1 protein-coding gene is annotated in these 270 nt (G+C 64.1%); it reads left to right on the top strand.

What is annotated here, in order from left to right:
* Positions 1–99 precede the first annotated feature (99 nt).
* Positions 100–270 (top strand): winged helix-turn-helix transcriptional regulator (locus BHU15_RS31520; protein ID WP_141726920.1); only part of this gene is annotated, 171 nt, incomplete at its 3' end.

Consider the following 270-nt stretch of genomic DNA (forward strand, 5'->3'; position numbering starts at 1 on the left):
CGACGACGCGGGTGATGGTGGTCATGGTGCGGCTCCTCATGGAGAGTAAGTTCCCTCTGAGAACAAAATGAGTTCCGAAAGGGAACGTACTATGGCGGCATGAAGATGCACAACGCCGACGAGAACTGCGGGATCGCCCAGGCCGCGGTCGTCACCGGCGACTGGTGGAACGTGCTGGTGCTGCGCGAGATCGCGCGCGGGCACGTCCGCTTCGACGCGCTCGCCACCGAACTCGGCCTCTCCCGGAAGGTTCTGACGGAGCGTCTGGGC

Source organism: Streptomyces niveus (genome assembly GCF_001723055.1).
Classification (GTDB): Bacteria; Actinomycetota; Actinomycetes; order Streptomycetales; family Streptomycetaceae; genus Streptomyces; species Streptomyces niveus.